Source organism: uncultured Allobosea sp. (genome assembly GCF_945956895.1).
In the GTDB taxonomy this organism is placed as follows: Bacteria; Pseudomonadota; Alphaproteobacteria; order Rhizobiales; family Beijerinckiaceae; genus Allobosea.
In genome coordinates this window covers 192,342-214,161 of record NZ_CAMFJF010000001.1, presented here as the reverse complement: position 1 = coordinate 214,161, position 21,820 = coordinate 192,342, and the positions used below count along the sequence as shown (strand labels likewise).

19 protein-coding genes are annotated in these 21,820 nt (G+C 67.5%); 9 read left to right on the top strand and 10 right to left on the bottom strand.

Annotated elements, in window-relative coordinates; genetic code table 11:
- The first annotated feature begins 187 nt into the window (after nucleotides 1–187).
- Nucleotides 188–1,729, top strand: coding sequence for a lyase family protein (locus tag Q0Q02_RS01055; protein WP_293806191.1), 1,542 nt, complete (start codon nucleotides 188–190; stop codon nucleotides 1,727–1,729).
- Nucleotides 1,730–1,747: 18 nt separating this feature from the next.
- Here the strand turns inward: Q0Q02_RS01055 and Q0Q02_RS01050 are convergent, their stop codons facing one another.
- A complete protein-coding gene (locus Q0Q02_RS01050; protein WP_293806190.1) occupies nucleotides 1,748–2,260 on the bottom strand; it encodes an NUDIX domain-containing protein in 513 nt (170 codons plus the stop codon).
- A 332-nt stretch (nucleotides 2,261–2,592) separates the two neighbouring features.
- On the opposite strand from Q0Q02_RS01050, the gene Q0Q02_RS01045 reads away from it, so the two are divergent.
- Nucleotides 2,593–3,486: a metallophosphoesterase gene (locus Q0Q02_RS01045; RefSeq protein ID WP_367275008.1), complete on the top strand. Its 894-nt coding sequence runs from the start codon at nucleotides 2,593–2,595 to the stop codon at nucleotides 3,484–3,486.
- 151 nt (nucleotides 3,487–3,637) lie between these two features.
- Here Q0Q02_RS01045 and Q0Q02_RS01040 read toward each other — a convergent pair whose 3' ends face one another.
- Both Q0Q02_RS01040 and Q0Q02_RS01035 read right to left on the bottom strand, forming a co-directional pair.
- Nucleotides 3,638–4,384 carry an SDR family oxidoreductase gene (locus tag Q0Q02_RS01040; RefSeq protein WP_293806188.1) on the bottom strand — a complete coding sequence of 249 codons (747 nt, stop codon included), beginning with the start codon at nucleotides 4,382–4,384 and terminating at the stop codon, nucleotides 3,638–3,640.
- A gap of 204 nt (nucleotides 4,385–4,588) precedes the next feature.
- The gene (locus tag Q0Q02_RS01035; protein WP_293806187.1) at nucleotides 4,589–6,397 is read right to left on the bottom strand and encodes an ATP-binding cassette domain-containing protein; all 1,809 of its coding nucleotides are present in this window, start codon (nucleotides 6,395–6,397) and stop codon (nucleotides 4,589–4,591) included.
- Nucleotides 6,398–6,533: 136 nt separating this feature from the next.
- Here Q0Q02_RS01035 and Q0Q02_RS01030 point away from each other — a divergent pair, with 136 nt between their 5' ends.
- On the top strand, nucleotides 6,534–6,872 hold the full coding sequence (locus Q0Q02_RS01030) for a hypothetical protein (RefSeq protein ID WP_293806186.1): 339 nt from the start codon (nucleotides 6,534–6,536) through the stop codon (nucleotides 6,870–6,872).
- Between the two features lie 135 nt (nucleotides 6,873–7,007).
- On the opposite strand, the gene Q0Q02_RS01025 is transcribed toward Q0Q02_RS01030, so the two are convergent.
- The 6 genes from Q0Q02_RS01025 to mdoH form a co-directional block, all read right to left on the bottom strand.
- Nucleotides 7,008–8,054 (bottom strand): acyltransferase, encoded by a 1,047-nt coding sequence (locus tag Q0Q02_RS01025; protein ID WP_293806185.1) that lies wholly within the window; start codon nucleotides 8,052–8,054, stop codon nucleotides 7,008–7,010.
- Nucleotides 8,055–8,085: 31 nt separating this feature from the next.
- Nucleotides 8,086–9,090, bottom strand: coding sequence for a glucokinase (locus Q0Q02_RS01020; RefSeq protein WP_293806184.1), 1,005 nt, complete (start codon nucleotides 9,088–9,090; stop codon nucleotides 8,086–8,088).
- Nucleotides 9,090–9,869, bottom strand: a complete 780-nt coding sequence (gene otnI / locus Q0Q02_RS01015) for a 2-oxo-tetronate isomerase (protein ID WP_293806183.1) — start codon at nucleotides 9,867–9,869, stop codon at nucleotides 9,090–9,092. The genes Q0Q02_RS01020 and otnI overlap by 1 nt, the downstream gene beginning before the upstream one ends.
- Nucleotides 9,870–10,072: 203 nt before the next feature.
- The gene (locus Q0Q02_RS01010; protein ID WP_293806182.1) at nucleotides 10,073–11,041 is read right to left on the bottom strand and encodes a hypothetical protein; all 969 of its coding nucleotides are present in this window, start codon (nucleotides 11,039–11,041) and stop codon (nucleotides 10,073–10,075) included.
- Between the two features lie 322 nt (nucleotides 11,042–11,363).
- Nucleotides 11,364–12,122 (bottom strand): FkbM family methyltransferase, encoded by a 759-nt coding sequence (locus Q0Q02_RS01005; RefSeq protein ID WP_293806181.1) that lies wholly within the window; start codon nucleotides 12,120–12,122, stop codon nucleotides 11,364–11,366.
- Complete coding sequence (gene mdoH / locus Q0Q02_RS01000; RefSeq protein WP_293806180.1) at nucleotides 12,119–13,933, bottom strand: glucans biosynthesis glucosyltransferase MdoH; 1,815 nt, start codon at nucleotides 13,931–13,933, stop codon at nucleotides 12,119–12,121. Before mdoH ends, Q0Q02_RS01005 begins: the two co-directional genes overlap by 4 nt.
- A 271-nt stretch (nucleotides 13,934–14,204) precedes the next feature.
- Between mdoH and Q0Q02_RS00995 the strand changes: the two genes are divergently transcribed.
- From Q0Q02_RS00995 to Q0Q02_RS00980, 4 genes are read left to right on the top strand one after another with little or no spacing between them, the layout of a single operon-like run.
- Nucleotides 14,205–15,008, top strand: coding sequence for a zinc-binding alcohol dehydrogenase (locus Q0Q02_RS00995; RefSeq protein WP_367275005.1), 804 nt, complete (start codon nucleotides 14,205–14,207; stop codon nucleotides 15,006–15,008).
- 36 nt (nucleotides 15,009–15,044) lie between these two features.
- The gene (locus Q0Q02_RS00990; RefSeq protein WP_293806178.1) at nucleotides 15,045–15,446 is read left to right on the top strand and encodes a 6-carboxytetrahydropterin synthase; all 402 of its coding nucleotides are present in this window, start codon (nucleotides 15,045–15,047) and stop codon (nucleotides 15,444–15,446) included.
- A complete protein-coding gene (locus Q0Q02_RS00985; RefSeq protein ID WP_293806177.1) occupies nucleotides 15,443–16,507 on the top strand; it encodes a glycosyltransferase family 4 protein in 1,065 nt (354 codons plus the stop codon). Before Q0Q02_RS00990 ends, Q0Q02_RS00985 begins: the two co-directional genes overlap by 4 nt.
- A complete protein-coding gene (locus tag Q0Q02_RS00980) occupies nucleotides 16,507–17,346 on the top strand; it encodes a class I SAM-dependent methyltransferase (protein ID WP_293806176.1) in 840 nt (279 codons plus the stop codon). Before Q0Q02_RS00985 ends, Q0Q02_RS00980 begins: the two co-directional genes overlap by 1 nt.
- Nucleotides 17,347–17,475: 129 nt before the next feature.
- Here the strand turns inward: Q0Q02_RS00980 and Q0Q02_RS00975 are convergent, their stop codons facing one another.
- Nucleotides 17,476–18,039, bottom strand: coding sequence for a cytochrome b/b6 domain-containing protein (locus Q0Q02_RS00975; protein WP_293806175.1), 564 nt, complete (start codon nucleotides 18,037–18,039; stop codon nucleotides 17,476–17,478).
- Between the two features lie 255 nt (nucleotides 18,040–18,294).
- On the opposite strand from Q0Q02_RS00975, the gene ribA reads away from it, so the two are divergent.
- Nucleotides 18,295–19,422: a GTP cyclohydrolase II RibA gene (gene ribA / locus Q0Q02_RS00970; protein ID WP_293806174.1), complete on the top strand. Its 1,128-nt coding sequence runs from the start codon at nucleotides 18,295–18,297 to the stop codon at nucleotides 19,420–19,422.
- Between the two features lie 31 nt (nucleotides 19,423–19,453).
- On the top strand, nucleotides 19,454–21,814 hold the full coding sequence (locus tag Q0Q02_RS00965) for a glycosyltransferase family 39 protein (protein ID WP_293806173.1): 2,361 nt from the start codon (nucleotides 19,454–19,456) through the stop codon (nucleotides 21,812–21,814).
- Nucleotides 21,815–21,820 lie beyond the last annotated feature (6 nt).

Sequence of the window (21,820 nt, the reverse complement as noted above, 5' to 3'; positions counted from 1 at the left end):
AGGGAAATCCACTTTCTCCGAAAAATCCGATGCGACGGCACATGGTTTCCAGGCAGCCATCGTTTAGCCTCGCTCCGATCCCGTAGACACTTGCCGCGCGTACCGGTTTGGCCTCAACTCCAGCTCCAGGCGGGGCAATAAGCCACGGAAGCCGAAGGCGATCTCGCCCTCGGGACGGAGGAAACCGATGTCCGGATCGAAGCCGCTCACCGCCGCCGCCCTGCTTCTGGCAACGACCTCCCTGCCCGTTCATGCCCAGCAGCCGGCCCCATCCAGGGAGCCGGTTCGGGACGAATTCTTCTGGCTGGGCGAGATCAACAAGGCGAGCACGGTCATCAACGCCGAGCAAGGCCTGCTCGACCGGGCGCTGGCGCCAAAGCTGGCGCAGGGCATCGCCCGGGTCATCGAGGCGGGCAGCCAGCCCGGCGCCAGGCGGCCCTCATCGGTCATCACTTTCGAACCCTTGATGATCAAGGAGGCCGGGGTCGAGGTCACGCTGATCCATGCCGGCCGCTCCAGCCAGGACATGCACGCGACCTATCGCGCCGCGATCATGCGCGAGCGGCTCCTGACTTTGGCCGAGCGCCTCAACCAGGCGACACGGACGATGGTCGAGCTCGCCGCGACCAACCGCGATACCGTTGTTCCCAATTACACCAACGGCGTTGCCGCCCAGCCCAACAGCTATGGCCATTACCTGCTTGGCCTCGCCGCCGGGCTCGATCGCGATGCCCAGCGCATCCGCGAGACCTATGCCCGCGTCGACCGCTCGCCGATGGGCACGACCGTGCTCAACGGCACGAGCTGGCCGCTCGATCGCCAGCGGATGGCGGATTATCTCGGCTTCGCCGCTCTCGTCGACAATGCCTATGACGCCTCGCAGGTCGCCGCGGCCGACCTGCCCGTCGAGGTCGGCGGCATCGTCACGGGCATCGCGCTCCATGTCGGCGGTTTCATCGAGGACGTGATGACGCAATATGCGCAGGCGCGGCCCTGGATCCTGCTGCGCGAGGGTGGCGGCACGAGCGGTGGCGGCAACACCTATGTCTCCAGCGCCATGCCGCAGAAGCGCAATCCGGGCCTGCTGAACGGCACCCGCGAGGATGCCTCGACTACGCTCTCGCTGGCCATGGGGCCGGTCTTCAGGGCCCATAACATTCCGCCCGGCATGCCCGACGCCAAGGACGCCAGGACCAACAGCGCCATGACCGACAGCGCGGTCAAGGCCCTGCAGGGGCTCGACCGTATCCTGAAGGCGCTCGCCATCGACCCGGAACGCGCCCTCGAGGAGCTCAACAGCGACTGGACCGCGTCGCAGGAACTCGCCGACGTGTTGATGCGCAAATACAAGCTGCCCTTCCGCGCCGGCCACCATTTCGCGTCGGAGGTGGTCGACTACGCGAAGCTCAACAACATCAGGCCGACCGAGTTCCCCTATACTCAGGCGCAGGCGATCTATCGCAAGGCGGCAGCCGAGATGGGGCTGGCCGCCACCGAATTGCCGATGAGCGAGGCCGAGTTCCGCGCGACGCTCGACCCCGTCGCGATCGTCAGGAATCGCGCCACGTCAGGCGGCCCGCAGTCGGCGGAGATGGACCGGATGCTAACGGAGGCGAAGCAGCGCCTCGATCGGCAGGATGCCTGGATCAAGGATAGGCGCGCGAAGATCGCAGCAGGCTTGGCGAAGCTTGACGCCGATTTCGTCGCGCTGGCGAAAAGCGCGAACTGAGAGGCCGGGCAGCCGCCCTCACCACTCCGTAGCCGGCGGCTCTCCGGAGACGATCTCCGCCAGCCGCCGCCGTGTCGCGGGCGTCGTGCCCTCCGGCAGGTTGTCGAGCGGGAAGAAGCCGGCCTCCGCGATCTCGCGGTCCGGCTGCTTGACGGACTCGACCCGGAACGCACGCAGGACATAGACCGCGACATGGTCGCGCCGCGAGATCCGGCGGTTGAAGAAGAGCCCGTGCAGGGCGGGCCGCTCGGTCGGGACGATGCCCGCCTCCTCCGATAATTCGCGCTCCAGCGACAATTCCGCCGTCTCGCCGACCTCGACCCCGCCACCGGGAAAGTGCCAGCCGGGCACATAGGTATGGCGGATCAGGAAGACCTCGCCGCGATCGTTCAGGACGACGGCACGCACGCCGAAGGTCATGCCTCGCGCGAAGCGGAAATAGATGTGCAGCAGCCGCGTCAGCAGGCGCTGCGCCGGCGAGCGCGGCTTCTCCGGATCGGCGGCGGCTGGCTGGGGCGTCGCTGATTGCATCCGATCGATTCTCAAGGGCGGGTTAATTGTCTATGCAAAAACCGCATGACGGACCGTCAAGCTGGTCAGTTGTTCCGCCACAAACGCGCCCCAAATGAGGCAGATATCGCCGCCCAACCACAGGACACTAGGACCATGCTGCTCTCTTTCATCATCGCTCGCTTCAAGGCCAAGCCGGCCTATGTCTGGAAGCCCGCCGTCACGCTGACCGATTCCCGCATCGTGTCGGAACTGACCGGCGCCGCCAACTGAGGTCTTCCGACCTTTCCGCAGTCCAGGCGCGCCACCGGCGCGCTTGACTGACGGCCTTCTGCGGGGGCAAGCGCTTGAGCGTGTTCAAGCTCGCGCATCTGTCCGACCCGCATCTCGGCCCGCTCGCCGGGTTTTCGCTGCATCAGCTCATCGGCAAGCGCGCGACCGGTTACGTCAACTGGCGTCGCAAGCGGCGGCATGCCCATGACATGGATATCCTGGCAAGCATCGTCGCCGATATCCGCGCGCATGAGCCCGACCATGTCGCCTGCACCGGCGATGTCGCGCATATCGGCCTGCCCGACGAATTCAAGACAGCCATCGCCTTCCTCGACACGCTCGGCCCCCGCGAGAATGTCAGCTTCGTGCCGGGCAATCACGACACCTATGCCCGCTCGTCCTTGAAGCCGCTCGCGGGACTGCTGGCCCCCTGGACGGCCGATGACGAGGGCAAGGCGGGCTATCCCTGGTATCGCCGCCGCGGCCCCGTCGCCCTGATCGGCGTCAATAGCGGCGTGCCCACCTTGCCGCTGATGGCGACCGGCCGCGTCGGCGGCGATCAGATCGCCCGGACCGAGGCGCTTCTGGATCGCGCCCGCGACGAGGGCCTGATCCGCGTCGTGCTGATCCATCACCCGCCCTATGTCGGCGGGGCCAAGCGCGGCCGCGAGCTGGTCGATGCCGCCGCCTTCGAGGCGATGCTGAAGCGCAAGGGCGCCGACCTCGTCCTCCACGGCCATAATCACAGCTTCTCGCTGGCCTGGCGGCCCGGCCCCGAACGGGACGTGCCGATCGTCGGCGTGCCCTCGGCCTCGATCGGCCCGCGCGGCCATGGCGAGCTCGGCACCTGGCATCTCTTCCGCATCGCAGGCGATGCGCGGGAGCCGCAGATCACCCTGGAGCAGCGCGGCTTCGAGCCCGACGGCACGGTTGTGCGCCGCCAGGAGATCCCTTTGCTGGGAGAATTGGTCTGATTCAGCCGCCCTACTGAAGCGTCTGAGGATTCGTCAGTGCGAGCCGTATGGCGTGCCGTTCGAGAACCGGAGCGGAGCGGACTTTCGTCCGTGAGCACCGGAAGCGCAGAACGGCGCGTCAGACGGCCGCGATGGCGGATCGGCAGATGCTTCAGACGCAGCGGCCGCCGTCGACCGCCAGCACCGAGCCCGTCACCATGTCGGCCTCGTCCGAGCACAGGAACAGCGCGGCATTGGCGATGTCCTGCGGCGTCGAGAACCGACCCCACGGGATCGAGGCCGTGAACTGCGCGCGGCGCTCCGGCGTGTCCTCGCCCATGAAGGTGGCGAGCAGCGGCGTCTCGCCGGCGACAGGCGCGATCGCGTTGACGCGGATCTTGTCCGGCGCAAGCTCGACCGCCATCGACTGCGAGATCAGGTTGGCCGCGCCCTTCGAGCCGTTATACCAGGTCAGGCCGGGACGCGGCCGCAGGCCCGCCGTCGAGCCGATGTTCAGGATGACGCCGCCGCCATGCTCGCGGAAATGCGGCACGGTCGCGCGCGCCATCAGGTAGATCGATTTCACGTTCACCGCGAAGATCCGGTCGAACTCCTCCTCGGTCACCTCGGTCATCGGCTTGTTGCGATGGGTGGTACCGGCATTGTTCACGACGATGTCGAGCCGCCCGACCTTGGCGAGAATCTTCTGAACCGCCTTGTCGACGCTCTTGGCCTTGCCGACATCGCAGGTCACGGCGAAGGCCTTGCGGCCGATCGCCTTGGCGGCCTCCTTGGCCTTGTCGCCATTGATGTCCAGCACCGCGACGCGCGCGCCCTCGCGCACGAAGGTCTCGGCGATGCCGAAGCCGAACCCTTGCGCCGCGCCGGTCACCAGCGCCGTCTTGCCCTTCAGTCTCATGGTCGTTCCTCGTGGTCTTGATGTCGCGATGTTTGAAACGATTGAGCGCGGCCGTAAATGCGCTTTTGCGCGCGGGCAGGTGCGGAAATGGGATGGCCAAGCCGTCCTTCTCGGGCGAAGCGAAGCGCAGACCCGAGAATCTCATGACCAGAAAGCGCTGGTTTCCGAGATGCTCGGGTCAAGCCCGAGCATCTCGGCGTGAGATCACGCCCCAATTTCTTCGCGCAGCATCTCCAGCTCCAGCCAGCGCTCCTCGGCCTCGCCGATCTCACGCGCGACCTCTTCCAGCCGCGTCGTCGCCTTGGCGAAGAGCTTCGGATCGCGCGTGTAGAGATCGCCCGCCACGGCGGTATTGAGCTTCGCGGCCTCGGCCTGCAGCGCCTCGATCTTCTTCGGCAGTGTCTCCAGCGCGTGCTTCTCGTTGAAGGAGAGCTTGCGCTTTGAAGCGGATGCGGCCGGCGCCGCAGCAGCAGCCTTGGACGCAGCGGGCGCCGCCTTCTCGACGGGCCGCGCCTTGGCCCCGACACCCCGGCCGCGCTGCGCCAGCATGTCGGAATAGCCGCCGGCAAATTCGGTCCAGACGCCATCGCCGTCCGAGATCAGCACGGAAGAGACGACGCGATCGATGAAGTCGCGATCATGGCTGACCAGCAACACCGTGCCCTGGTAGTCGGCGAGCAGTTCCTGCAGCAGGTCGAGCGTCTCGAGGTCGAGATCGTTGGTCGGCTCGTCCAGCACCAGCAGGTTGGAGGGCTTGGCCAGCGCACGCGCCAGCATCAGCCGCCCGCGCTCGCCGCCCGAAAGCGCGCCGACCGGCGTGCCACGCTGGATCGGCTGGAACAGGAAGTCCTTCATATAGGAGATGACATGGCGCGGCTGGCCGCCGACCATGACCTGGTCCGAGCCGCCGCCGGTCAGGGCGTCGCCGAGCGGCGTTTCCGGATCGAGGCTTTCGCGGCGCTGGTCGAGCGTCACCATCTCCAATGCCGTGCCGAGCTTCACCTTGCCGGAATCGGGCACAAGCGCTCCGGTCAGCAGGTTGATCAGCGTGGTCTTGCCAGCGCCGTTCGGCCCCACGATGCCGATCCGGTCGCCACGCGCGACGCGCAGCGACAGGTTCTTGACGATGGTGTTGTCGCCATAGGCCTTGGCGACGTCGATCGCCTCGATCACGAGTTTGCCGGAAGCCTGCGCCTCGCTCGCCTCCAGCCGGACATTGCCTTGCGCCGCGCGGGCCGTGCGACGCTGGTCGCGCAATGCATGCAGCTCGCCGAGCCGGCGCTGGTTGCGGGTGCGCCGGGCGCTGACGCCATAGCGCAGCCAGTCCTCCTCGCGGGCGATCTTGCGATCGAGCTTGTGGCGGTCGAGCTCCTCCTGCGCCAGAACCTCGTCGCGCCAGGCTTCGAACTCGCCGAACCCCCGCTCGGCCCGCCGGGTCACGCCGCGGTCGAGCCAGATCGTCGCGCGCGAGAGCGAGGTCAGGAAGCGCCGGTCGTGGCTGATCAGCACCATGGCCGAGCGCAACGACTTCAATTCCTGCTCCAGCCATTCGATGACGGGCAGGTCGAGATGGTTGGTCGGCTCGTCCAGCAGCAGGATATCGGGCTCCGGCGCCAGAACCCGCGCGAGCGCGGCGCGACGGCCCTCACCACCCGACATCGAGGCCGGGTTCTCCTGCCCAGTCAGGCCGAGCTCGGTCAGCAGGTATTGTGCGCGATAGGCGTCGTCGCCCGGGCCCAAGCCAGCCTCGACATAGGCGAGCGCAGTGTCGAAGCCTGTGAAATCCGGCTCCTGCGGCAGGTAGCGGATGGTCGCACCCGGCTGGACGAAGCGCTCGGCCTGATCCGGTTCGACGATCCCCGCCGCGATCTTGAGCAGCGTCGACTTGCCCGAGCCGTTGCGGCCGACGAGGCAGACGCGCTCGCCGGCCGAAACCGCGATCTCTGCGGCTTCGAGCAAGGGCTGTCCGCCAAAGGTGAGCGCGACGTCGCGCAAATGCAGCAAAGGGGCCATGATCCGTCCTGTGTTCGGCCTGCGGGATAGACCGCCGCCGTCGCGCTGTCACGCCCGCATGCCATGGCACGACCCTTGCCAGCTCTTCCCAGCCCCTTATCGTGATCGGGATCGAGGCCTGATGAGTCCAAGAGCGATGCCCAGCGAACGCCCGATCGGGATCGGCCATAATGGCGGCCCGCCGCTGAAGGAGCGCAAGCGTCGCTCCGGCACCGGCTCGGGCCAGATCGGCCGCTATTTCGACTGGCGCTTCGCCCATCGCAAGGCCTGGAAGAAGCCGCGCGAGGTGGCGCTGAGACGCCAGGAAAAAGCCGGGGCGCTCGGCCTGACCTATGAGGAGTACTCTCTGGAGGTCATGGAGCGCGGCTATTTCCCGCAGCCCGAGCATGTCGAGACGATCAAGTCGAAGCGCGCCCAGCGCCGCAAGGATGGAGGCGTGGTCGGCCAGTCGCTCAAGGGCATGAAACTGAGCTGACAGACACCGCGCGGCTGACGACGCGCACTGCCCTTCCCGTCATGGTCGGGCTTGTCCCGACCATCCACGTCTTCGCTGGTCGAAGACCGTGTTCAAGACGCAGATGCTCGCCACAAGGGCGAGCATGACGCAGGTTCACCCCCCGATCCAGCGCCGGACCACACGTGTCGCGGGCTTCTCGAAGAAGCGATAGAGCAGCAGCGCCGCGATCACGGAACCGGCGAGCGCGAACCCGACATACAGCATCGGCGCGTGCAGCCCGATCCGCAGCAAGACCTCGCGCATCCCCCGGATCACGAAAGGATGCACGAGGTAGAGCGCATAGGAGGCATCGCCGACCGCGGCCAGAGCCTTGACTGGCGGCAGCGGCACGATGCCTTCGCGTCCGCAGCCGGCAGCGAGCATCAGCAGCGCGGCGGCGCTGCCGCGCCACAACACGCTGCTCCAGGCGCCATCCGCGCCCGGAATCTGGGCAGCAGCGACCAATAAGGCGGCACCCGCCGCAGCGACAGCTATCCGCAGCGCCCCGTGCAACCGCAGGCCCTTCTGCCTGAGGACGGCGATCCCCATCCCCGCCGCGAATTCGAGCACGATCGGCTGGCCCCAGAAACCGAAGGGCAGCCCCAACGGCCCCTTCAGGCTTTCGACCCCGACCAACAGCGCCAGCACGAACGCGATCGCCGGCAAAGTCCAGCGTCGCGGCAGCATCAGGCCGACTGCGAACAGGACGTAGAACAACATCTCGTAGTTCAGCGTCCAGCCCAATGAATAGACCGGCTGGACCATCCCTTGTGTCGAGACCACTGGCCAGAACAGGTAGGAGCCGAGAATCTGCTGGAAATTCGGCGCACCGGAGTTGAGCGCAGCCGGAACGGCGAGCCCGACCAGCAGGAACAGCGTCGTCATCGCCCAGTAGAGCGGCACGATCCGCGCCAGCCGGCGCTTCAGGAACAGGCGCGAAGCGTCGTCACGCCCGAACAGGTCCTGCGAGGCATGGACCATGATGAATCCGGAAACGACGAAGAAGATGTCGACGCCCGCCATCCACGGCAGCAGGTCGCTGCGGGCAAAGCTCAAGCCCGCGCGATCCGCCACGATGGCCGCATCCGGCTGGACATGGTGGATCGCGACCATGAAGGCCGCAAGCGCGCGCAGGACCTGGATCGAATGAATGGGCTGCACGCGAACCTGTGCGACGTGGTGAGAAGGCCGCTCAGCCAAACCACAGCCGCTTGGGATCGTCGAGCCCGAAGCGATGGAGATTGGCGGCGATCGCCGCCAGCCCCTGTTCGGCCGCATCCGTCGCGGTGATGACATGCAGGGCGAAACGCTCGGTCAGGTCCTGCATCGGCGGCTTGTCGGCGAAGGCCGCGCGAATCGCCGCCTTGTCCGCGAGCGGCAGGAGATGCGGCGCGATGCCCCCGGCAATGAAGACGCCGCCCGTCGCCTTGAAGACGAGCGCGAGATCGCCTGCGACACGCGCCAGCAGGCGCCAGAAGCAGACGACGGCCATCAGCGCCGCCGGATCGCCGTCATGCGCAAGGCGGGAGACATCGGCCGCGCTGACCTCGGCCTCCAGCATGCCGGAGGTCCGGGCGACCGCCTTGTGCAAACGCACGAGCCCGTCGCCGCTCAGGAGATGCTCGACCGTCAGGCGCGGGATGCCCTCGCTCAGCGCCGGCCAGAGCCGCTGCTCGGCCTGGTCCTCCGGACCGATGCCGATATGGCCGGCTTCCGTCGGGATGAGCACGCCGCGCTCAGCCCGCATCAGGAGCCCCGCCGCCCCAAAGCCGGTGCCGGGCCCGAGCACGAGCTTCACGCCGTCAGGCTCGGGCTCACCTTCGACCAATGTCATGAGATCGCCCGGCGCCAGCACCGCGAGCGAGGCCGAGAGCGCCTCGAAATCATTGATCATCAGGCCTTGGGTGAGGCCGAGCGCGCCCGCGATCCGCGGCCCGTCGAGACGCCAGACGGCATTGGTCAGTTGCGCCTGCCGCCCTTCGAGCGGGCCTGCAACGGCGAGCATCGCCGAACGCGGCTTCTCCGGCACGTCCGCGAGCACGGCGGCAAAGGCCGCTTCGGCCGTCGGATAGCTGCCCGTGCCGATCCGCGCCAACGGCTTGTGCGCACATTCCGGATCGTTCACCAGCGACAGGCGACAATTGGTGCCGCCGATATCGGCGACCAGAACCGGATAGGAGATCGAGGGCGGGCGCATCAGAGCGGCTTTCGCCAGGGCGCGAACCAGCCGAGCCCTTCGAGGGTTCCGGCCTCGGGCCGGTATTCGCAGCCGACGAAGCCGTCATAGCCGAGGCCGTCGAGCTCGGTGAACAGCGTCGGATAATCCGGCCGGGACGCATCCGGCTCATGCCGGCCGTTGGCGCAGGCGATCTGGACATGGCCGACGAGCGGATAAAGCGCCTTGAGCTTGGCCGAGACGTCACCGTGGATCAGTTCGCAATGATACATGTCGAATTGCAGTCGGACATTCGGCCGACCGGATTCGCGAACATAGGCCGCCGCCTGGTCGAAATCGTTGAGGAAATAGCCGGGCATATCCTTGCCGTTGATCGGCTCCAGCAGGAGGTCGATGCCCTGCTCGCCGAGCTTGTCGGCGGCATAGGCGAGCGAAGCCCGATAGGTCTTCTGCGCGACGGGATCGTTGGGATCGGCGAGCCCCGCCATCATGTGCAGGCGCTTGACCCCGGTCTCGTGGACATAGGACAGCGCAGTGTCGACCGAGGCCCGGAACTCGTCCTCGCGGCCCGCCAGCGAAGCGATGCCGCGCTCGCCCCTGGCGAAATCGCCGGGCGGCAGATTGTAGAGCGCCTGGGTGAGGTTGCCCCCTGCCAAGGCAAGCCCGACCTGCTCGGGCGCATGCTCATAGGGGAACAGGAATTCGACGGCCTCGAACCCCGCCTCGGCGGCCGCCCTGAAGCGGTCGAGGAATTCCCATTCGGTGAACATCATCGACAGGTTGGCGGCGAAACGCGGCATTGGGAATCTCTGCAGGCTGGGCACGATCGATCGCGGCAGGCTAAACCGATGCGCCCGCCGCGTCATGGCCAAACGCGGCAGGGAGGCAATGCGTTCCGCCACGGCTACGTTTCGCGTCATGCTCGGGCTTGACCCGAGCATCTCGGAAACCAACGCCCTTCCTGATCATGAGATTCTCGGGTCAAGCCCGAGAATGACGCCCCCTATGGCTTCGGCGGTGGGTTCGGGTCGCTGGAGAAGCGCCGGAACACCATGTCGGGCGAGGAGGTGTTGTGACGCGAATGCGTCGTGCGCCCCATCCAGATATCGGTCGCCCTGCCGCCGGGATAGGACATCAGCGCCTCCTCGCGCCAGCCCTTGGCGCCGGGCTCGCGCAGCGCGATGCGGGCGACGTCGTTGTTGAACTCGGTGACATACATCGAGCGCAGCGCCAGGAAGCCCTTGCCCCCGGTCACCGGCTTGTCGAGCACGGCATCGAGCACCATCCGGTTCTCGTCGACGCTGTCGAGCTTGAGGCTGCCGGACGAGCCGTCCTTGAAGTTCAGCTTGAAGGTCAGCGTCTTCGGGTCGAACGCGATCTCCTTGATGTTCACCACCGGGCGCCCCTCCTGCTCGATCGGCCCGAACAGGAAGGAGGAACCATAGGAGGAGAAGCCGAGATGCTCTGGCGGCAATGGCCGGGCGCGCCAGTTGCCGTCCTGCGGATAGACGACGAGCACCTCATGGGACTTGTCCTTGCCGAGCTTCCAGAGCTGGACGAGATGCAGCCCCTTCTCGACCCGGTCGCCGACCCGGAAGGTTGCCTCGGCCGGGCGCCAGAAGCTCGGGAAGGTGTAGCCGACCAGCCAGTAATCGATCGATTCGTAGAAGGTGACGCGGCGTGGCGGCGTCGGCGGCGCGAAGGACGGATCGCCCTTCATGTCGCAATTCGTCCAGTCGGCATCCCAGTTGTCGCGCACGAGCCCGGCGACATAGGCCGGGTGCGCTGCCTCGATCTGGAAGCGCCGTACCTCGGGCGAGACCGCCTTGATCGTGACGTTGTCCTTCTCGGCGCAGAGCACCGGCTCGGATTCGTTCTTCACCTCGACGGCAACCTCGCCTGCTGCCCGCGCAACCGTCTGCGCGGCGAGGAGAGCGATGGAAACCGCGAGCAGGCGAAGAAAGCGATTCATGGCGATCCTTGATGGGCGTTTCGGGAACAGCCTGATCGCAGCCAGATGAACGCCAGCTGACCAGGCCGGGGCTGGAACGGGGTCAGTCAGCGGCAGCCGCGACGAGACTCGCTTGAGGTGCTCCGGCAACGGTCGAAAAGCAGCATCGTTCCAATGGAGGGAAGGCATCGCGCGAGAGAGGGCAAAATCACGCGCCGTGACCGTCATTGCGAGCGCAGCGAAGCAATCCAGGGGGCGTCGGGCTCTGCCGCCCCCTGGATTGCTTCGTCGCTGACGCTCCTCGCAATGACGGTATGGCTCTCGTGAAAAGTCTCCCGCGTCCTCAAGCCGTCAGAATGGCGTAGACATCGCCCGAATTGGCCTCATGCGGCAGGCTGCGCAGGTAGTCGCCCATCGCCTCGGCACTTGCGGGTTCGCCGAGTTCGAGCCTCTGGCTCTCGCCGATCGCGACATTGAAGCGATAAGGGCCGAGCGTCTCCAGCAGGGCGAGGCAGGCCTCGGCGACCTCGCGCTGGATCGTGGTGAACTCGAAGGAGATTACCGGCACGGCCTTGGTCAGCCCCGCCAGCACATGCGCCTCGAAGCCTTCGACATCGATCTTGAGCAGCTTCGGCAGGCCGTAGCGCATGATCAAACGGTCGAGTGTCGTGCAGGGCACGGTGATCTCATGGTCCCAGACCTGCCCTTCCCAGCCACGGGCGCCGGAAGCGGCGCCGATGAAGGCGGCCGAGGCGGTCGAGACGGTCGGGTTCCGGCTATTGATCCGGAGCGCGATCGAGCCCTCGTGGTTCCCGCAGGCCGCCTCGACCAATGCCACCAGCGGGTCGCGCCGGTGGATCAGGCGGATGACGCGGGCCGGGCCGGGCTGCGGCTCGAGCGCGACCACGCGCGCGCCCAGCCGCCGGAAGGAGGAAATCCGGTCGCCGACATGGGCGCCGATATCGAAGGCGAGATCGCCGGGCGAAAGGAAAGCCCCATAGAGCCTGTCCATCGCCGCATGGCGCTGCTTGTCGCCATGGTAGACGCGCAGGGAGCGCGACAGCGCCTTCACCGTTCCCTTGGGGTAGGTGACGGCGTTCATGCTGCCTCCGCGTCGCGGATCGCGGCGAGCACGGGCGGCAGGTCGAAATCCTCGGGGATGCCGCAGAGCCCGCGCCGCGCCAGCCAGGCGCCGCAAGCCGGCGCCGCCGTCAGCATGGCGAAGGGGATCGCCAGCACATAGCCCGCGGTCAAGGGCAGCGACCAGACCAGCACCGCCGGCGCCATCACGCCCAAAGTGGCAAAGAGATAAGCCCCGAACAACAGATGCGGCCACAGCCCGGCGAAGGCCGTCGCGAAGGACAGGGCATGGGCATCGCGCGCCTGCCCGTTCCAGCCGATCCTCGCCTGCCCGAAGGCGAGCCCGATCATGAACAGCGTCGTCCGGAAGCTCGAAACCGCGCCTTGCAGGAAGGAGAAGACAAGTTCGATCGCCGCCGAGACGAGGAACCGCGCCTTGCCTCCATAGCGTTCGACGCCGCCTTGCGTCAGCAGGATGTCGGCAAAGCCGGCGAGCTTCGGCGAGAGATACATCGCCAGGAACAGCAGATAGAGCCCGGCGGCGAGCACGACCGGGTGGTCCGCGATCGCCCGGTCCTCGAACACCTTGAGCGGCAGCAGCGCGATCATCAGCGTCCAGGCTGGCAGGCCGAGGAACATCAGAATCGCCCAGACCAGCTGGAAGCGGCTCATCGGCTTGAGGCCGGGGAGATCGAGCAGCCCAAGATATTGCAGGTTGCCGAGGCACCAGCGCAGGTCGCGCTTGGCGAAATCGAGCATGGTCGGCGGGTTCTCTTCCCAGCTTCCGCCCTCGACCGGCAGCACGCGCACCTCGTAGCCGGCACGCCGCATCAAGGTCGCCTCGACCTGGTCATGGCTCATCACCGCTCCACCGAGCGGCGGACCGCCCGGCAGCACCGGCAGATGGCAGTGCTCGCGGAACGGCGCGATCCGCACCAGCGCGTTATGCCCCCAAAACGGTCCGCAATCGCCGCCCCACCAGGCCGAGCCCATGGTGTAGGGCCGCATGCCGTGGCGCATGCCGAACTGGAAGATGCGGGCGAAGGCCGAACGGCTGGGCATGCCAACCACGAGACTTTGCAGGATTCCGAGCTTCGGATGTGCCTGCATCATTCGGGCCATCCCGAGGATCGTCTCGCCCGCCATGACGCTGTCGGCATCGAGCGGCAGCATCAATTCGTAGCGCTCGCCCCAATGCTCGCAGAAATCGCGGAGATTGCCGGCCTTGAACCCGGCATTGTCGTCGCGGCGGCGATAGGTCAGCCGCGCCGGCTCGCCGATCTCGCGCGCCAGGGCCTCGGCCAAGTTCTCCTCGGCGGCCGCAACCACCGGATCATTGGTATCCGACAGCACGAAATAGTCGAACCAGACGCCCTCGCCGGTCGCATCGAGGCTGTCCTTGACGACCTTGAGCCGACGGAAGGCCCGTGCCGGGTCCTCGTTGCGCAAGGTCATCAGCACGGCCGTGCGCATGGTCAGCGGCGTCGCCTGCTCGCCCGCCCCGGCAAAGGGTGCGACCTCGGCAAGCCCATCCGCCTTGCCATGCAGGAGCCAGAACCCGATGGCGGCATTCCAGAAACCGAGCACGGTCCAGGGCGCCCCGAACAGGAACGCGACGAAGATCGCGACATCGGCAACGCTCCAGCCGCCCGCACTCAACACGCGAGCGAGCCCGGCGAGCAGCAGGGCGAGCGTCACGAGGTTCAGGGCAAGGACGAGGAACCGCCTGCGGCGCAGCACCGCTTCCGCCTGCAGCCCGGCCGGGGTCAAGCCGCTCGGGCCTGCCTCTTGCGTCGCCCGCCGGAACGTGGTCGGAGCGGGACGCTGGTTCATGGCGGTCTCTGTCATGGTAGGCAGACAGGCTCGGGCGGGACGGGATCGGACGCGAATGGCGCGGGAGCTAAAGCCTGCAACACAGATTGACGCAAGGACCAAGGCTCTTGCGCTTTGGTATACAGCGCCCCGTGAATGCAACCTGAATGAAGTCACCCTGCCCACCCTCGGGCCGGACGATTGCCTGCTCACGACGCTCTGGAGCGGCGTCAGCCGCGGCACCGAGCGCCTGGTCTGCGAGGGCCGCGTTCCTGCTTCGGAGCATGAACGCATGCGGGCGCCCTTTCAGGAGGGCGCTTTCCCCTTCCCCGTCAAATACGGCTACTGCGCCGTCGGCCGGGTCGATGCCGGCCCGCAGGATCTGTTCGGCCGCATTGCCTTCTGCCTGCACCCGCATCAGGACCGCTTCGTTGCGCCACGCAGCCGCCTTGTCCCGGTGCCGGACACAGTGCCGGCCCGGCGCGCTATCCTTGCCGCGAATATGGAGACCGCGCTCAACGCCCATTGGGACGCCGGCTCCGGCCCCGCTGACAGGATCGTGATCGTCGGCGGCGGCGTTCTCGGCCTGCTCGTCGCCTGGCTGGCGGCCCGGCTGCCGGGAGCCGAGGTCACTCTCGTCGATGTCGAGCCAAGTCGCGCTGCGCTCGCCGCCAAGCTGGGCTTCCGCTTCGCCCTGCCCGATGCCGCTCCGCGCGACGCCGACATCGTCTTCCACGCCAGCGCTACGGCGGCGGGCCTCGCCACTGCGATCGCTTCCGCCGGCACCGAGGCACGGATCGTCGAACTGAGCTGGTACGGCGAAGGCGCCGTTCCCGCCGCGCTCGGCGGCGCCTTCCATGCGCGCCGTCTGCAGCTCATCTCCTCGCAGGTCGGCCTGGTCTCGGCTTCGCGGCGCGCACGCTGGGACTATGCCCGCCGGGCGCAGGCCGCGATGGCACTGCTCGCCGACGACCGGCTCGATTCGCTGATCACCAACGAGATCGCCTTCCGCGACTTGGCCCAACGCCTGCCCGGCCTGCTCGCTCCGGGCGCCTCTGGCCTGACCGCCGCGATTTGCTATGAAACGCAGCCCTGACCGGGCCGCACTGCCAACCCATCCCCGGGAGATCGCATGTTTTCCGTCGAAGTCCGCGACCGCATCATGATCGGCCACTCGCTGCCCGATCCCTTCTTCGGTCCGGCGCAGAACATGCACGGCGCCACCTTCGTGGTCGATGTCGCCTTCTTCCGCGAGACGCTGAACAAGCAGAACGTCGTCGTCGATATCGGCGCCGCGCTCGACACGCTCGCCGAGACGCTGAAGCCGCTGAAATACCAGAATCTCGACGCCCTCCCGCAATTCGCGGGCGTTCTGACCACCACCGAATTCCTCTGCAAGCACATCTTCGATGCCATGGCGGCCGCGGCGAAATCGGGCGTGCTCGGTGCCGACGGCGCAGGGCTGAGCAGGATTCGCGTGACCCTGCACGAGACCGACCTTGCCCGCGCCAGCTACGAGGGCGCGCTCGCGTGAGCGGCATCGTCTTCGCCATCCCCGGCGATATCGACGCGCCCACCGGCGGCTACGGCTACGACCGGCGCCTCCTGCGCGAATGGGGCGAGGCCGGCATCGCGGCCCGGCACCTCGCCCTGCCCGGCTCCTTCCCCTTCCCGACCAAAGCCGATCTCGTGGCGACGGAACGGCTGCTCGCAGCGACCGCCCCCGATGACGTCCTGCTCGTCGACGGCCTCGCCTATGGCGCCTTCCCGGAAGCGCTCGCGGCACGCTTCGCGGATCGAAGCGTCGCGCTGGTACATCACCCGCTGGCGCTGGAGACGGGGCATAGCCCGGAGGCGGCCGAGGCGCTGCGACGAAGTGAAACTTCGGCGCTTCGCCACGCGCACGCCATCGCGGTGACCAGCCCCGCGACCAAGCTGACTCTGGAAGCCGAATTCGGCGCCCCGGCCGACAAGATCGCCGTCGCTATCCCCGGCACCGACCCGGCACCGCGTGCAAAGGGTTCCGAACGTGGCGAGACATTGCAATTGCTCGCAGTCGGTTCGCTCATCCCCCGCAAGGGCTATGGCGTCCTTGTCGAGGCGCTGGCCGCCATCGCCGACCGCCCCTGGACCCTGGCCATCGCCGGCTCGCCCGATCATGCTCCGGCAACGGCTGCGGAATTGCAGGACGTTATCGCTCGCGCAGGGTTGGCGGATCGCATTGTGCTGACTGGAGGCGTCGGGACCGACAGGCTCGCCCAGCTCTATGACGAAGCGGATCTTTTCGTGATGTCATCGCTCTACGAGGGTTACGGCATGGTGCTGACCGAGGCGCTGGCGCGCGGCCTGCCGATCGTCACCACGCTGAGCGGCGCCGGGGCCGAGGCCCTGCCCGATGCCGCCTCCCTCAAGGTGCCCCCCCGCGACGCGGCGGCACTTGCCAAGGCGCTAGCGAGACTGATTGATGCGCCGGCAGAGCGTCGGCAGCGTGCCGATGCCGCGTGGGCCGCAGCCGGCAATCTGCCGCGCTGGAGCGAGACCGCGCGCATCGTCGCACAGGCCTGCCTGCGCGACGGCGGCCGAAAGGTGGGGTGATGGCTGGTTTCTCTCCGGAATGGCTTGCCTTGCGCGAGCCGGCGGACCATGCGGCGCGCAACCCGCAGGTTCTCGCCGCCGTCGGCGGCCATTTTGCCGACAAGGCCTCGCTCTCGGTGCTCGATCTCGGCTGCGGCGCCGGCTCCAACCTGCGTGCCACCTACGCTGCCCTGCCCGACCGCCAGCACTGGACGCTCGTGGACCACGACGCCGCGCTTCTCGCCTTCGCCCGGGAGCGTCTCGCGAACTGGGCCGACGAATCGCGCGAGCAGGGCGAGGAGCTCGTGCTCGCCAAGGACGGCAAGACGATCACCGTCGATACCCGGAAGATCGATCTGAACAAGGATCTCGAATGGGTGCTGGGCTGGCAGCCCGATCTCGTCACCGCCGCGGCGCTTTTCGATCTCGCCTCGAAGCGCTGGATCGAGCGCTTCGTTGCCGCGCTGGCCAGCCAGCACCTGCCGCTCTACGCCGTCTTGACCCATGACGGTCGCGAAACCTGGCAGCCCGAGCACCCGGCCGATGCCGGCATCCATGCCGCCTTCACCGACCACCAGCATCGCGACAAGGGCTTTGGCCCGGCAGCCGGTCCGGACGCATGCGAGATCATGACGGAGGCCTTCCGCAAGTCGGGCTTCGCGGTTTCGAGTGGCGACAGCAATTGGCTGCTCGATGCGAAGCACCGGCCCTTGCAGGAAGCCTTGGCGGAAGGCATCGCCACGGCGGTCGGCGAGACCGGTCGCCTCGATCCGAAGGCGATCGCGGACTGGCTTGCGGCGCGGCGCGAAGCCCGGTCGGCCATGATCGGCCATCAGGATCTCTGGGCCCGGCCGATCTGATAATGGGGCGCTCGGCCTTGCCGTCATTGCGAGCGCAGCGAAGCAATCCAGGGGGACTGGGTCGAACCGTTCAACCCAGTCCCCCTGGATTGCTTCGCCGCTTCGCTTCTCGCAATGACGTCGGTTTTTCTATTTCACCCAGGGCAGCATCCGCCGCATCACGCCATCCTTGATGATCAGGTAGTGATGCAGCGCGGCGCCAATATGAGCCAGCGCTAGCCCCCCCGTCGCCAGCGCAAGCTTGCCATGGATGGCGAGCACGCGCTTGGCCGCCTCCTCGTTGGGCTTCGCCAGCGCCGGCAGGTCGAACAGGTCGAAGATCGTCAACGCCGGAAACAGCGAAACCCCGATCCAGCCGAGCAGCGGCACGACGATGAGCAGGCCGTAAAGCAGCCAATGCACCAGATGCGAGGCCACCTTCTCCCACCAGGCCAATGTCGGCTCGTCCGGCGGCGTGCCATGCAGCAGGCGATAGGCTAGTCGGCCGACCATCAGCCAGAGCAGCAGGAAGCCGAGGAGCTTGTGCGCGCTGTAGAGCCCGTTCGTCAGCCCATCCCAGATATCCAGCACATTGCCGCGATAGCTCATGGTGAGCCCGACCGGGATCATCGTGAAGACCGCGGCAACCGTGATCCAGTGCAGCGTCCGGGCAACTGGGCTGTAGCCGCGGGCTGCCCGCATCTCGCCTTGCATCGGAAAGCCTCCTCTCGTGCCGCCGGAACGATATTCATCTCACGTTCAAGCGTTTGCGCCCATAGGACGGCGATACGCTCCGGAAGTTCCCGTTTTTGCTTGCCGAGGGACGCCATCTGACGTGGTTTTGATCGTGGAACCCGCACTGTCCCGGCCACGTTGCTGGCAGAGTGCACTGCAAGGCCCTATATCGATACCCGATGGCGCCCTGGATGCCCCTCGGCCGGTCGACGGCCCAATCTGACGGACTTTTCGATGCCTGAGTCGCGTACGCTCTTCGGCCCATCCCTCCAGACGAATCTTGTGAAGGTCGAGCGGGCGATTGCCGAGTTTCGCGCCGGCCGCCCCGTTCTGCTACGCGCTGGCGAGAAGCTGGGGCTGATCCTTTCCGCCGAGCTCGCCGACGAAGAACTCGCCCGCCGCTTCGACAGGTTGGCGCAGGGCCGCGGCCATCTCGTGCTGAGCGCCGCACGCCTGCGCCGCCTCGGCGCCAAGGGTCGCCTGGAGACCGGCATCTTCGCATTGCCGACCATCGATACCGGCCGCATCGAGACGCTCGCGCTCAAGATCGACGGTCGCATGGATGCGCCGATTGCCCCGGCATCCGCTCTCGACGAGGCCGCGCTGGAACTGGCCCGCCTGTCGCTCGTGCTGCCAGCCGTGATCCTCGTGCCGGTGAGCACCGAGGCCATCGCCGGCGAGCCGCTCGTCGAGGTCGGGATCGCCGCTGTCAACGGCTACCGCGCCGAGCAGGCCGCGACGCTGAAGATCGTCGGCCGCGCGCCGGTGCCGCTCGAAGGCGCGCCCGACACCGAATTCGTCGTCTTCCGCGGCGGCGAGGGCCTGCGCGATCAGGTCGCGATCATCGTCGGCAAGCCTGACCTTTCGTCGGCCGTGCCGGTGCGTCTGCACTCGGCCTGCCTGACCGGAGACCTGTTTGGCTCGCTGAAATGCGATTGCGGCGACCAGCTTCGCGAGACCGTGCAGTGGATGGCCGAGAACGAGGGCGGCATCCTGCTCTATCTCGACCAGGAAGGCCGCGGCAACGGCATCTCCAACAAGATGCGCGCCTACAAGCTGCAGAGCCAGGGCTGGGACACCTATGACGCCGACGAGGTTCTCGGCTTCGATCTCGACCAGCGCCATTTCGACTTCGCCGCGACCATGCTGAAGCAGCTCGGCGTTTCCAGCGTGGTGGCCCTGACCAACAATCCGCAGAAGATCGGCGCGATCGAGGCCGCCGGGCTGGAAGTCGCCGCGACCCAGCGCGTGCTCGGGCGCCCGAACGCGCATAACGTCCGCTATCTCGCCTCGAAGCGCGACCGCGCCGGCCATTTCATCGACATGGACGCGCTGATGGCGCGCGCCGCGCCGACGGATTGAGCCCGCTCCCGCTTGCGACCAGGCCAGGCTGATGCCCGCGCCCGACAACATCACGCCCGACAGCCCCGGACGCTGGCCGCTCGCCAGCGTCTGCGCCATCGTGTTCATCGCCTGGCTGGCTCTCTCCTGGCCCTGGCTCTCGGGCACCCTCACCATTCCCTGGGACGCCAAGGCGCATTTCCATCCGCAGCTCCAGTTCCTCGCCGATAGCTGGCACAAGGGCCTCTCGCCGTTCTGGACGCCCTATGTCTTTTCCGGCTCGCCGCAGGTCGCCGATCCGCAATCTCTGATCTTCTCGCCCTCCTTCGCGCTGATCGCCGCACTGAACCCGGCTCCGGACTTCCGCTGGAGCGACGGCGCCCTGCTTGGCACCTTGCTGCTCGGAGCGCTCTCGATCGTGCTGATCTTCCGCGATCGCGGCTGGCATCCGGCCGGCGCCGTGGTCGCGGCGCTCTCCTTCGCCTTCGGAGCGGCGGCCGCCTGGCGCATCCAGCATGTCGGGCAGGTGCTGAGCCTCGGCTATTTCGCGATCACGCTCTTCCTGCTCTCGCGGGCGCTGGAGCGCGGCTCGGTCGGCTATGGCTTCGCTGCCGGCATCGTCTCCGGCTTCATGGTGCTGGGGCGTGATCAGGTCGCGCTCATTGCCGTCTATGTATTGGCCGGGCTCACCATCGCCGCCATCCTGATGGCCCAGAGCCCGTGGCGCGCGATCCGTACGAGCCTGCCGCCACTCATCGCCGGCACGCTCGGCGCCGTCCTTGTCGCGACGATCCCGATCCTGCTGACCGCCTTCATCGCGCAGGAATCGAACCGCCCCGTCATCGACTTCGTCGGGGCCGGCAAGGGCTCGCTCCATCCGGCTGCGCTATTGACCGGGCTCTTCGCCAATCTCTACGGCGCGGCCGGCCCGCTCGCCGATTTCTGGGGTGCACCGAGCCCGGCTTGGGAGGCGCGCTTCGGGCCTCTCGGCCTCTTCCTCGCCCGCAACATGAGCCAGCTCTATCTCGGCCTGCTGCCGATGGGGCTCATCCTCACGGTGGGCCTCGTTCGCGGCGCGCTCTGGCGGCGCGAGATCGTCCCGCTCACCGTCGCGACGATCATCGTGTTGCTCTTCGCGCTAGGCCGCTACACGCCGGCCTTCCGCCTGTTGTTCGAACTCCCTGGCATCAGTTTCTACCGTCGCCCAGCCGATGCGCTCTTCATTCTCGGCGCCCTGTTCGCCCTGCTCGGCGGCTACCTGACCCATCTCGTCATGACCGGCGCGGCACCGAAGGCCCGGCCCTGGCAAGTCGCCCTCGAGGTGCTGATCTTCGCAGGTGCGCTTGCCCTTGCGCTCTGGCTCGCCTGGACGGTCGGGCGCATCCCGGTCGCGACGCTGCCGCTCGTGATCGCGGCGCTCTGCGCCATGCTCTCGCTCGGCGGCCTCATCGCCGCCCGCGGGCTAGCAGGACGAGGCTCGGCCCTTGCCGCGACCATGGTCCTGGCCGCGACGCTGACCATCGACCTCGCGGTCAATAACGGCCCCAGCGAGTCCACCGCCCTGCCCGCACAAACCTATGACGTCCTGCGCAAAGACAGCAGCAACGACACCATTGCGCTGCTGAAGCGCGAGACCGCCCGCACCATGGCTCCCGACCGGCGCGACCGCATCGAGCTCGCGGCCATCGGTTTCCACTGGCCGAACGCCAGCCTCGTCCACGATCTCGACAATACGCTGGGCTACAATCCGCTGCGGCTCGGCCTCTACAGCAAGGCGACCGGCGCCGGCGACCATGTCGCCCTGCCCGACCAACGCACCTTCTCGCCCCTGATGCCGGGTTATCGCTCCCTGCTCGCCGACATGCTCGGCCTGCGCTTCATCGCGACCGGCGTGCCCGTCGAGCAGATCGACAAGCGCCTGAAGCCCGGAGACCTCAAGCAGATCGCCCGCACCAATGATGCCTTCGTCTACGAGAACCCGCGCGCGCTGCCGCGCGTGCTGCTGGTCACGGACGCCCGAAAGGCTGATTTCGACGCGATCCTCACGACCGGCGCATGGCCTGAGGGCTTCGACCCACGCCGCACCGTGCTGCTCGACCGCGATCCTCCGCCCCTGCCGACCGGCCCGCTCGGGCGAGACAGCGTCGCGATCCGCGACTACGGCACCACGACCGTGACGCTCGCAGCCGAGACGGCGCGCGGCGGCTACCTCGTGCTCAACGATGTCTGGCACCATTGGTGGCAGGTCGAGATCGACGGGCAGCCGGCCGAACTGCTGCGCGCCAATGTCCTGTTCCGCGCCGTCGTCGTGCCGCCCGGCAAATCGACCGTGCGCTTCGTCTTCCGCCCGCTGCAGGGGCTCTGGCACGACATCGCCGCGCATCTGCGCCCCCCGGCCGGACGACCGGGGTAAAGCCTC

Bases quoted from the DNA above. Each gene is read 5' to 3' on its own strand.
- Q0Q02_RS00995 (WP_367275005.1), top strand. From the start codon at position 14,205: ATGCGGGCGCCCTTTCAGGAGGGCGCTTTCCCCTTCCCCGTCAAATAC.
- Q0Q02_RS00975 (WP_293806175.1), bottom strand. From the start codon at position 18,039: ATGCAAGGCGAGATGCGGGCAGCCCGCGGCTACAGCCCAGTTGCCCGG.
- Q0Q02_RS00980 (WP_293806176.1), top strand. From the start codon at position 16,507: ATGGCTGGTTTCTCTCCGGAATGGCTTGCCTTGCGCGAGCCGGCGGAC.
- Q0Q02_RS01010 (WP_293806182.1), bottom strand. From the start codon at position 11,041: ATGAATCGCTTTCTTCGCCTGCTCGCGGTTTCCATCGCTCTCCTCGCC.
- Q0Q02_RS00965 (WP_293806173.1), top strand. From the start codon at position 19,454: ATGCCCGCGCCCGACAACATCACGCCCGACAGCCCCGGACGCTGGCCG.
- Q0Q02_RS01040 (WP_293806188.1), bottom strand. From the start codon at position 4,384: ATGAGACTGAAGGGCAAGACGGCGCTGGTGACCGGCGCGGCGCAAGGG.
- Q0Q02_RS01005 (WP_293806181.1), bottom strand. From the start codon at position 12,122: ATGAACGCCGTCACCTACCCCAAGGGAACGGTGAAGGCGCTGTCGCGC.
- otnI (WP_293806183.1), bottom strand. From the start codon at position 9,869: ATGCCGCGTTTCGCCGCCAACCTGTCGATGATGTTCACCGAATGGGAA.
- ribA (WP_293806174.1), top strand. From the start codon at position 18,295: ATGCCTGAGTCGCGTACGCTCTTCGGCCCATCCCTCCAGACGAATCTT.
- Q0Q02_RS01020 (WP_293806184.1), bottom strand. From the start codon at position 9,090: ATGCGCCCGCCCTCGATCTCCTATCCGGTTCTGGTCGCCGATATCGGC.
- Q0Q02_RS01035 (WP_293806187.1), bottom strand. From the start codon at position 6,397: ATGGCCCCTTTGCTGCATTTGCGCGACGTCGCGCTCACCTTTGGCGGA.
- Q0Q02_RS00990 (WP_293806178.1), top strand. From the start codon at position 15,045: ATGTTTTCCGTCGAAGTCCGCGACCGCATCATGATCGGCCACTCGCTG.
- Q0Q02_RS01055 (WP_293806191.1), top strand. From the start codon at position 188: ATGTCCGGATCGAAGCCGCTCACCGCCGCCGCCCTGCTTCTGGCAACG.
- Q0Q02_RS01050 (WP_293806190.1), bottom strand. From the start codon at position 2,260: ATGCAATCAGCGACGCCCCAGCCAGCCGCCGCCGATCCGGAGAAGCCG.
- Q0Q02_RS01030 (WP_293806186.1), top strand. From the start codon at position 6,534: ATGCCCAGCGAACGCCCGATCGGGATCGGCCATAATGGCGGCCCGCCG.
- mdoH (WP_293806180.1), bottom strand. From the start codon at position 13,933: ATGAACCAGCGTCCCGCTCCGACCACGTTCCGGCGGGCGACGCAAGAG.